The organism is Psychrobacillus sp. BL-248-WT-3 (genome assembly GCF_012843435.1).
GTDB lineage: Bacteria > Bacillota > Bacilli > Bacillales_A > Planococcaceae > Psychrobacillus.
The window spans coordinates 70,473-79,902 of the sequence record NZ_JABAFC010000013.1; the positions used below are offsets into that span (position 1 = coordinate 70,473).

A 9,430-nucleotide genomic window follows, 5' to 3' on the forward strand; every position below is an offset into this window, starting at 1 on the left:
GTACTTATTATTCATCTATGCTCTTTGGTTCATTCTGAATTAATTCATTATCCACATAAACTTTTCTACTTTGAAGGGCTATAGAAACTCCTTCTCGTTCTAAAATTTCCATAATACCAAAGTTAATATCCTCTTTCACTTTTAAAAACTCTGCCCACACAGTGGTGTTCGTAAAGAAATATAAGAAAATGTCATAGCCATTTTCTTTAAATGCATCAAATTTCACAAAAATTGTTTCAGGATGGACACCTGTATGCTTGCTCACTAGCTGTTCAATTTCTTTTACTACAAGCTCTAATTTTTCCTTCGGCGTCTCTTGAGATACCCTTAGATTAAAGTTAATTTGCCTTTTCCCCATTTTACTCCAGTTGGTAATTGGTCCATTGGCAATCATGGCATTAGGAACAGTAACAATAGCTTGTGAAAAGGTACGAATTTTTGTACTACGAAAAGTAATTTCTTCAATCGTCCCCTCTACATCAGGAGTCAATATCCAGTCACCAATTCTAAAAGGCTTTTCTGTAATAATAACAAAGCCTCCTAATAGATGAGAAAGAGCATCCTTTGCAGCAAAGGCGATTGCTACTCCACCTAAGCCTAGTCCCGCAACAAATCCACTCACGTTATAACCAAATTCCTCAGCAACTACGCTAATACTTATGACAACAATAATAACTCGCAATGCCTTTGAAAGAAAAGGAATGAGTATATCATCAATATCCAAATTATATCTGTTTCTCATTTTAGTGAAGAAAGTAGAGGAATCAGAGGACATATTGTATAATCCCCAGCTGATCAGAATAATATAGGAGACTCTTATAAGCACCAGGAATAATTTATTTGTTTCATCAAAATGTGGAAAGAAGCTAGCCGCCACATAAATTCCGACTATGATAAACATCCATTGAATAGGCTTTTCGAAGGACCGAAAAAGGTGAGTCAATGCATCGGTCGGTGTTTTATCACTTAGCTTGATCAATAGGTTAAATACATATTTCGAGAAAATTTTCCTCAAAATAAGGAAAACTAACAGTATGGCAATGGAAATACCAAGGTTCTTCCAAAAGACATACGACATAAAGATAGACAAATCCATAAAAAATACCTCCTAGCAAAATCAACACATATCATACCACAGAATTTTACTATCCTTTAATGATTTGCTGTCGTGGTTGTACATTGTATAAAGGTTTGCCTTTTACTAAGAAAGTTAAACTTTGATATTTTGAAAGAAAATGAACTTGTAAAGGATAAGCTTAAGCCATGATTGTAGTAAGACGCACATGTGGATAAAGAAACTTTTTTTAAAAATTCCAATAATGTTATAATTTTGGTACAAATGGAGGTTTTAAATATGATAACCAAAATATTTGAATGGATTGGATTTATTATCGTCGGGGTTTCCATCTATGCTAATGCTATTATTCGTGCCGATGGTATTACGTCCGGAGCAGGTATCAATTTAAGCATCATCGGGATGATTACTGGTGTGATTCTTACTCTTACCTTTTTCTTAATGAGGAAATTAAAGGTAACACAGAATATCTAATTACACGAGATGGGCAACCATTAAAGAGTCTGTATCTATGATACAGACCCTTATACTTTAGCAACATTCTTTTGTGCTGCTGCTTCTAATTAACTTGTGACAATATTGCTTTTGATGGCGTTTGATATTTCACATAGCCGCTAATGTTAGTTATAAAGAGGTCTCCACCCACACCATACTGCCCTCCATACTTGCTATCATATCTGTAGACTCGATATACTTCCCCTGGATTTAATATCCGTTGAAAGACGAGCTTGTCCCCTTCACGCTTCCAAAGGTTGATTTTTTTTGTAATTGTAACAAGTCCAATTTGCCCTTTCTTTAACTGCAAGCCTTTCCAAAAAACAGGTTTTTTAGGTATTATCTCTTCTTCCTTTATAGGTAAAATAGTTACAATACTTGCTTCCTTGCTTTTGTTTTTAGATTTATCCTCAGCAATGGCCGTAAATGTATCTCCTACACTCGGGGCTGAGATTGAGAGCTTGAAAATACCATTTTGATCAGCGAGAGTGTCTCCAATATTCCTAGACATTCGTTTGATTGTTACTTTTGCATGGGCTTCTGTTTTACCACTAATTTGCAATGACTCACTTGTCACATTGTCCAATATCGGCATAGCTGGTGGCGTTACATCTTGTACAGTCGTACTCAGATTAGTGCTCTCTCGTCCTTCTTCATTTTTGGAGTATATAATAATAGAAATACCCTCCTGAAGCTTCCCGGTGTAAACTTTAAAAGTCCCTTTGTCGCTGACTTTTTGGGTGAGTTCCTTAAATGACTCAGCTTCTCTTGAAGTAATATAGACAGTGGTATGGGGATCTGCAGTACCTGTAATGTACTCTGTTTGATCAGTAACACTTTCTATATCCGGTAAGGTTGGCTTTTCTGTTTTATAAATTGGCATAGTAATTACATTGCTCTTTACTCCCAGTTTGGACTCTGACCAAACCTGTAATTCCTTCAGGCCCTTAAGATTTGGAAGAGTAAACGTTAACCACCCCGAAGGTACAACCTCTGCAATTACCTTTCCATTACTCGCTATTACCACTTTATCTTCACCGTATGTATATACTTTCATCTTGTTTGTTTGCAGTGTAATATCCCCATCAATACTAGGGTCGTATGGTTTATAATGTTTGTTTAAAACAGTTAACAAAGTTGAATGGGTAAAATAAGGATCCGTTGCACCCTTAATAGAGTATGTAACGGTTGTACTCCCTGCTTTTTTTGCTAAAATATTTCCCTTTTTCGTTAATTCTGCTACCTCAGGGTCTGAAAAAGTTACCGTCAAACTACTTGTCTTAATCTCATCTCGCCAATATTCATCACTAATCGAAACCTTTGATAAAATCGGCCCATCATATACATCGCCAATAGACATTTCTATTGGTTTTAGTTTACTTAACTCAAATTGAAAATATCCTATAAATTTTTTAGGATTTTGTTCATCAAAAACATCAATTAAATTATATCCCGAAAACAAGGATTGCAATACTGGTAGCTTGGTCATTTCACTAATTGAATGAATATAGTTGGATTCCGCATAAATTGTCTCCAATGAAGGAAAAAGACTGGCATGCTCTCCTAGTATATTAATGTCAAAAATTATATTACCATCTATATCTAAATCTTTTAAGTATTGATAAGGTCGTTCTGTTTGTACTAGAGGTGATAAATCAGCAATCTCGTTTCCTCTCAGATTTAGTTTTTCAATCGATGGAAATAGAACCGAAAGCTTCTCGGCCCCTTCAATCGAAGAAAGTTCATTTTGACTGATGTCTAAATTTTTCAGGTACACCATGGGTTCCTTGATCGCACTTAACAAGGAACTAGCATCCCTGTTTGATATCTTTAACTCCTCTAATCGTGACATATTATTAAGATAATCATAATTGGCTTCAATATTAAATAATCGAAGTGTCTTAAGCTCTGTTAACTTTTTCAAGTCATCTCCATTAATGATTTTAGGTTCATCACGAAAAGCAACGAGAGTTAATACCTCTAAATTAGACAGAGACTGTAAGAAACGAGAGTCCCCATTAAAGTCCACAAATAATTTTTTCAACTGCGGTACATTTGTTAATGCCCCATAATCAGGAATTGAGACGTCATCTAAAGCCAATGACGTAAGCTGTTTCATCCTCTCAATTCCAGCCAGTGAAGTAACTTGACTTCCACTTAGTTGGAGCGTTTGTAGGTTTTTTAATAAAGAAATGGACTGTATCGGTTCATTATTAGTAGAGTTAATCACTAATTCCTTTAAGTTCGGCAGAGTTGCTAATGGAGAGAAATCATTTGAGTATGTACTATATAATTTTAAACTCTCTAGACTTTTGATATTGGCTAGTGGTGTAAGGTCAGCAATGCTTTGCCCACTTGCATGAGTGTTTTCAATATTTAACTGTTTAATATGTAAACCTTCCAGTCCCTCCAGACCTTTAAGAGTCCTGACCTCCCCAGCATATCCGTTCCCAAGTGTTAAGATTCCATTGTTGTTCTCTAAACACGTGGAAATACGATCGATGGTTGTATTCTCGTGAAATTGACTGTCGCATAAGTTAACATAAGTAGCTAACTTTTCTTGTAGTAGAGGATCCTCTAGTTGTATAACTTTGTTTCCATTTAAATCAGAAGCATATACTGGTGAATGTAAACCCAGTAAAAATAATGCAAAAAAAGTGGTTAAGATAGTATGCTTCATGTTAGAGTTCCTCCAAAATTTTATATATTCTCCTTATTATCTTAGAATAATATAAAAATAGATATAGTTTAAATTAGTTCTTAAGCACTGAATTAAATTTTAAAATTTCATTAAACACTCTATCTCCAATTTCTGAATTTTGTTACAATATTGTCATTCCAATGTTAATATTTATTTATATAGGAGGAAGTTATACTTGATGGAGAAAAGTGAAAAAGAAATTCTATTGCTAAATAGCAACAAAGCCTTTGAATATTTGCTTAAAATAATTGAATCTATACCGAGTAGAAAAAGGGGTACCTCTATTGAGACAAATGAAAGAGATAAGAACTTTCGTGATGTGTTAATGCATCTTTACGAATGGCATGTAATGCTGGAGAGATGGTATAGAGAAGGTCTGGATGGAGACATTCCTTTCATGCCAGCACCCGGTTATAAATGGAATACTATCAAGCTACTAAATCTGCAAATTTGGGAAAACTATCAAGAAGTAACGTTAGCTCAGGCTATAAAAAAGGTGAGGTTAAGTCACAAAAGAATAATGGATTTAATTGAATCACATACCAATGAAGAAATTATGACGAAAAGATATTATAAATGGACGAAAACAAGTAACTTACACAGCTATTTTGCAGCTAATACTTCCAATCATTACAGCTGGGCAATTAAAAAATGTGAAACTATTGGAATGTCTATAGCCTGCTCATAAAGAAAGGTGAATTCAAATGAATTTAAAGCATTTTCTTTCTAGCGTTTCAATACCGTTTTCTATTATTCTATTTTTATTTATTGATGAATATATATACGACTTGCCTACTTTAATGGGAGCCTTATTGGGAGCCCTCTTTGTCGCTGTAGCTATTACAGTTATTCAATCTATATCTTTACTAGACAGAGAACTAAATAAATTTACCTATGGAACTTTATGGATAGTAACTTTGGTTTGTATACTAGGTTCATTTTATCTCTTTGATTTGTAATAATAGTATCGCTGTATGCCGTGATGTAACTTCCGTTTTTTTTCATCCCCAAAATAAAAAAGAAGGCAGTGAAACTATCACTCCATCTTTTTTATATTGCTTAATGATTAACTATCTCAAGTACTTCTTCATGTATAATCACTGCATAGTTGTATATACGCTCATTGATCTGTTCTTCTAAATTTCTATATTCTTCATCCGCTCTCTCAATTACAAATAGGTACTCTGCTTCTAGTTTTTCAAAATCAGGATCATCAAAATCACTATTTTCTATGGTTAAGTATCTCTTCAACATTTCTTCTAAATAGACCTTTTCGATTTTTGCATAATCCCCCGCACCAATCAGCTCCAGCATTTTAGTCAGTCGACTTACGTATTTTTGGATACCCAATCCTTGCATTGTTTCTGATAACCAATTGAGCAAGGCTTCATGGCCTCCACTTTCCATTTCACAAAAGTAACTAAATAAAATAAATATGTCATCCTTTTTTTTATTTTCTGTAGGAAAAGCATAGTTTCCATAAGCAGCAGATAAAACAGCATTCCAAATATCATCATTCGTTTGTAACTCACTTCGATTTACTTTCATTTCTCAATCCCCTGACTGCAGTTCTAGCTAACCTATACTTTTATATCGATTTTATCTATATTTCGAATAGCAAGATATGCAATAACTAAACCGATTAATGCCAGTGACAAAGGTATAACAAATATATCATTCAATGAAAATCCACCATTATTACTGGTAACTAGAACTACAATTAGAATAGATGTAATAATTGTAGTAGGTATGGAATATTTCTTCATACCAAAGTAAAGAGGAATTAGCGACATACCAGAAGCTGCAACTGCATACATCAATACACTAACACCATGTTCTTGAAGAAGCGAAGCCGTTAGCGTATCAGGAATTAGCTGATAGTTTACACTAACGAGACAGTAGACTGACGTAATAAATAGATTCGAAATAATGATCCATGTAAAAGTAAAAATAAATACAATAGCAAGCTTTGCCATAATTATTTTTTTCCTACTAATTGGATACATAAATAACGTTGTAATTGTTTTATTTTTGAATTCTCCTATGATTAACTTCGCTATTAATGTGGCAGCGAAGATGATAAAGGTTCCCCTCACAAATGAATCGATAACCGTTAAGACCTCCTGGTAATTTACAAAGTCCTGGTCACCTTCTACTTTAGATATATACGCTATTAGAAATATAAACCCGAGAATAACAAAATTAGCAATTACAGCGTTAACCGAATAGGAGCCCAGTTTAAACTTTTTCATCTCTAGCTTCATTAGCTTAAACATTTACAACACCCCCATTGACTAGCTTTAAGAAGTATTCCTCTAATGTACTTGTCTTTTTACTAATGGCCTCTATTTCAATATCGTGTTCATACAAAACCTTGGAAATCATTTGTGGTGTGAGCGTTGAATCGTATATACGAATACAATGATCGTCTACTAATTTAAAGTTAACTAAAAGTAACTTCTCACTTAACAGGAAGGAAGTTTTCTGTATGTCTTGAACAATCAGCTCGATGTAGTCGGTTTGACTACGAGTTAATTGTGCAAGTGAAATTTCTTGAATGAGTTTCCCGTTGTTGATGACTCCAATTGTATCCGCTAATTGCTCTATCTCTCCTAAAATATGGCTTGAAACAATAATGGTAATGCCATATTCCTTAGAAAGCATTCGAAATAAATCTCTCATTTCCTTTATACCTTGAGGGTCTAGCCCGTTTATTGGTTCATCTAGAATAAGCAATTCCGGCTTTGTGATAATTGCACGTGCAATACCAAGCCTTTGCTTCATCCCCAGAGAAAATTCTTTTACTCGCTTGTCTCCTGTGTTCACTAGACTAACCATATCTAATACTTGCTCTATTTCTTTTTGGTTATAATAACCCATGTAATCGCAATGAAGCTGAAGTGTTTCGCGTGCAGTCAGCTTATCATAAAAAATTGGATATTCAATTATTGATCCAATTCTTTTTAAGACCTCGAATGATTGATCGGTTAGCCTTTCGCCAAATATTTCTATTTCACCATTTGTCGGTTTTATAAGATTGGTTATCATTTTCATGACCGTTGTTTTACCTGCTCCATTAGGACCTAAAAACCCGTAAATTTCTCCCTTTTGAACATTCATATTAACAGAAGAAACGACTTCCTTACCTTCGAATACTTTTGTCAGATGATTTGTTTTCAATATATATGACATTGAATCCTCTCCCTCTTCGTTCTATTCTTAGTATAGAAAACGAACCTCTCTTTTTTATTACTTCCATCTTACGAATTTCTTAAGTTATGCTTTAACATTAAAAAGTAATTCGCTTCAGGGTTGCAGTAAAAATCGTCTTTTCATGAGGGATGCTTGATAGATGAATAGAGCCTCCCATTATTTCAAGAAGCCGCTTTGTAATTGTTAGGCCTAATCCACTGCCTTGGAAATGTTTATTCCTAGAATCGTCCATCGTATATGTTCTTTCAAAAACCCGATCGATATGATACTCTTCGATTCCTTTTCCCTTATCCCAAATATCCATATAAATATAGGACTCATCGTATCTCAACGCTAACCCGATGTTTTTACCGTCTGCGCCATAGGTTAATGCATTGGATAATAGATTGTTTAGAACCCTATCTATTGCCTCCTCATTACCAAATGCATATAAATTGTTTTCTGGTATCTCAATTTCAACATGCATGTTCTTTGCTGTTATCAGATCATAGAAGGATAAAATGTTCTTACGACATATTTCATTTATGTTTACCTTTGACAATGGGTATTGTTGGTCCCCTGCTTCTATTTTCGCCAAGTCAAAAAAGGTATGGATAATTTTAAGTACTTCATTTGTTTTAGTATGTAGTTTAACAACGAGCTGTTGCCGTTCTTCCTCCTGTAGGGAAGGCGCAATTTCTAGCATTTCAATATAGCCTAAAATGACAGTTAATGGCGTTTTCAAATCGTGTGAAACATTGGAAAGCATTTTTCGCATGGACTCTTCTAGCCTTGTATGAGTAGCAAGTATTTTTTGTTTTTCATCTAATAACTCATTAATTGTATTCAATAGTTGCCGGAGCTCATCATGCTCGGTATGTGCTAAAACTTTTTCTCCTGAATTCTCCTGGATGATGCTATGAAGCTTTTGGTGCATATAGGCAATTCTAGAGGTGAGATTTCTTTTTTCTTTGTACTGGAAACCAATGAAGGCCAACAATAAAATAATAGTGAAACATAAAAGGAGTACCATATTAAAAACCTTCCAGCTTATAGCCAATTCCCCACAAGGTTTTGATATACCTCGGGTTTGATGGCTCTTCTTCTATCTTCTCTCTAAGCCTTCTCATGTGCACATTAATGATATTCTCATCCCCGTAGTATTCATCCTCCCAAACCAACTGATAAATCTGCTGTTTAGTAAATACACGGTTTTGATTGGAAGCAAATAGTTTTAAGATAGCAAACTCTTTCGCAGTAAGCTTTATGTGTTCCTTTCCCTTCGTAACCATAAAGTTAGTAACATCTATCTTCAAATCCCCTATTTCAATTACATCCTCGTTTACTTGCTGCTCCCGTGAATATTGTGTTGCTCTTCTTATCGCAGCCTTTACTCTTGCAGATAGCTCGAGTAATGAAAAAGGCTTGGCAAGATAATCATCAGCCCCTAAGCCCAGTCCTAATGCCTTATCCAAATCGCTATCCTTTGCCGACATAATTAATATAGGCACAGCACTAGTTTCTCGAATGATCCTCAAAACTTCTAAGCCATCTAGCTTTGGCATCATAATATCTAAAATGATCAAGTCAAAGGCAGAGGATTGATTTTGCTTAACCGCTGCTTCTCCATCGTTCACAGTCGTGATGATAAACCCCTCACTTCTTAAATATTTCTCAACCATTTCACTAATGGATTCATCATCCTCGACCAATAAAATTCGTTTAGACATTTGTTCCACCTCATTTAGTCCATTTTCTTTTAATCATAGCTAATTTATGGAAGTAAATATATATAAAACTAATTTTTCTTACTGTTTATTTTAGGCTCTATTTAAAGGCTAGGATTGTTTTTTTTCATAAAGCGATTTAGTTTGTGAAATGTTACACTTAAACTAACGCCGCAGGTTAGTTGAAGAAGGAAAATGAATGATAGAAAACGAAAATATAAATGGAATTAAAGGTGAGGT

General features: G+C 34.6%; 10 protein-coding genes. 3 read left to right on the plus strand and 7 right to left on the minus strand.

Features of this window, described 5'->3' with window-relative positions; all coding sequences use genetic code 11:
* Positions 1-7 precede the first annotated feature (7 nt).
* Complete coding sequence (locus HF876_RS09145) at positions 8-1,096, minus strand: mechanosensitive ion channel family protein (RefSeq protein ID WP_169359755.1); 1,089 nt, start codon at positions 1,094-1,096, stop codon at positions 8-10.
* Between the two features lie 258 nt (positions 1,097-1,354).
* Between HF876_RS09145 and HF876_RS09150 the strand changes: the two genes are divergently transcribed.
* Entirely contained in the window at positions 1,355-1,549 is a 195-nt protein-coding gene (locus HF876_RS09150) for a hypothetical protein (protein ID WP_169359756.1), read from the plus strand.
* Positions 1,550-1,634: 85 nt separating this feature from the next.
* Here the strand turns inward: HF876_RS09150 and HF876_RS09155 are convergent, their stop codons facing one another.
* Positions 1,635-4,250, minus strand: a complete 2,616-nt coding sequence (locus tag HF876_RS09155) for an Ig-like domain-containing protein (protein WP_169359757.1) — start codon at positions 4,248-4,250, stop codon at positions 1,635-1,637.
* A 199-nt stretch (positions 4,251-4,449) separates the two neighbouring features.
* On the opposite strand from HF876_RS09155, the gene HF876_RS09160 reads away from it, so the two are divergent.
* Positions 4,450-4,959 carry a ClbS/DfsB family four-helix bundle protein gene (locus HF876_RS09160; RefSeq protein ID WP_481900284.1) on the plus strand — a complete coding sequence of 170 codons (510 nt, stop codon included), beginning with the start codon at positions 4,450-4,452 and terminating at the stop codon, positions 4,957-4,959.
* Between the two features lie 16 nt (positions 4,960-4,975).
* Positions 4,976-5,230 (plus strand): hypothetical protein, encoded by a 255-nt coding sequence (locus HF876_RS09165; protein ID WP_169359759.1) that lies wholly within the window; start codon positions 4,976-4,978, stop codon positions 5,228-5,230.
* Positions 5,231-5,330: 100 nt separating this feature from the next.
* Here HF876_RS09165 and HF876_RS09170 read toward each other — a convergent pair whose 3' ends face one another.
* The 5 genes from HF876_RS09170 to HF876_RS09190 all read right to left on the minus strand — a co-directional run bounded on the left by HF876_RS09170 (position 5,331) and on the right by HF876_RS09190 (position 9,193).
* Entirely contained in the window at positions 5,331-5,819 is a 489-nt protein-coding gene (locus tag HF876_RS09170) for a DMP19 family protein (protein ID WP_169359760.1), read from the minus strand.
* A gap of 32 nt (positions 5,820-5,851) precedes the next feature.
* Complete coding sequence (locus tag HF876_RS09175) at positions 5,852-6,547, minus strand: ABC transporter permease (RefSeq protein ID WP_169359761.1); 696 nt, start codon at positions 6,545-6,547, stop codon at positions 5,852-5,854.
* Positions 6,540-7,463 (minus strand): ABC transporter ATP-binding protein, encoded by a 924-nt coding sequence (locus HF876_RS09180; RefSeq protein ID WP_169359762.1) that lies wholly within the window; start codon positions 7,461-7,463, stop codon positions 6,540-6,542. Before HF876_RS09180 ends, HF876_RS09175 begins: the two co-directional genes overlap by 8 nt.
* A gap of 97 nt (positions 7,464-7,560) precedes the next feature.
* The gene (locus tag HF876_RS09185) at positions 7,561-8,496 is read right to left on the minus strand and encodes a sensor histidine kinase (protein ID WP_169359763.1); all 936 of its coding nucleotides are present in this window, start codon (positions 8,494-8,496) and stop codon (positions 7,561-7,563) included.
* A gap of 1 nt (position 8,497) precedes the next feature.
* The gene (locus tag HF876_RS09190; RefSeq protein WP_169359764.1) at positions 8,498-9,193 is read right to left on the minus strand and encodes a response regulator transcription factor; all 696 of its coding nucleotides are present in this window, start codon (positions 9,191-9,193) and stop codon (positions 8,498-8,500) included.
* Between the last annotated feature and the right edge of the window lie 237 nt (positions 9,194-9,430).

Excerpts from the sequence above, each read along its gene's own strand:
- HF876_RS09145 (WP_169359755.1), bottom strand. The coding sequence starts at position 1,096 with ATGGATTTGTCTATCTTTATGTCGTATGTCTTTTGGAAGAACCTTGGT.
- HF876_RS09150 (WP_169359756.1), top strand. The coding sequence starts at position 1,355 with ATGATAACCAAAATATTTGAATGGATTGGATTTATTATCGTCGGGGTT.
- HF876_RS09155 (WP_169359757.1), bottom strand. The coding sequence starts at position 4,250 with ATGAAGCATACTATCTTAACCACTTTTTTTGCATTATTTTTACTGGGT.
- HF876_RS09160 (WP_481900284.1), top strand. The coding sequence starts at position 4,450 with ATGGAGAAAAGTGAAAAAGAAATTCTATTGCTAAATAGCAACAAAGCC.
- HF876_RS09165 (WP_169359759.1), top strand. The coding sequence starts at position 4,976 with ATGAATTTAAAGCATTTTCTTTCTAGCGTTTCAATACCGTTTTCTATT.
- HF876_RS09170 (WP_169359760.1), bottom strand. The coding sequence starts at position 5,819 with ATGAAAGTAAATCGAAGTGAGTTACAAACGAATGATGATATTTGGAAT.
- HF876_RS09175 (WP_169359761.1), bottom strand. The coding sequence starts at position 6,547 with ATGTTTAAGCTAATGAAGCTAGAGATGAAAAAGTTTAAACTGGGCTCC.
- HF876_RS09180 (WP_169359762.1), bottom strand. The coding sequence starts at position 7,463 with ATGTCATATATATTGAAAACAAATCATCTGACAAAAGTATTCGAAGGT.
- HF876_RS09185 (WP_169359763.1), bottom strand. The coding sequence starts at position 8,496 with ATGGTACTCCTTTTATGTTTCACTATTATTTTATTGTTGGCCTTCATT.
- HF876_RS09190 (WP_169359764.1), bottom strand. The coding sequence starts at position 9,193 with ATGTCTAAACGAATTTTATTGGTCGAGGATGATGAATCCATTAGTGAA.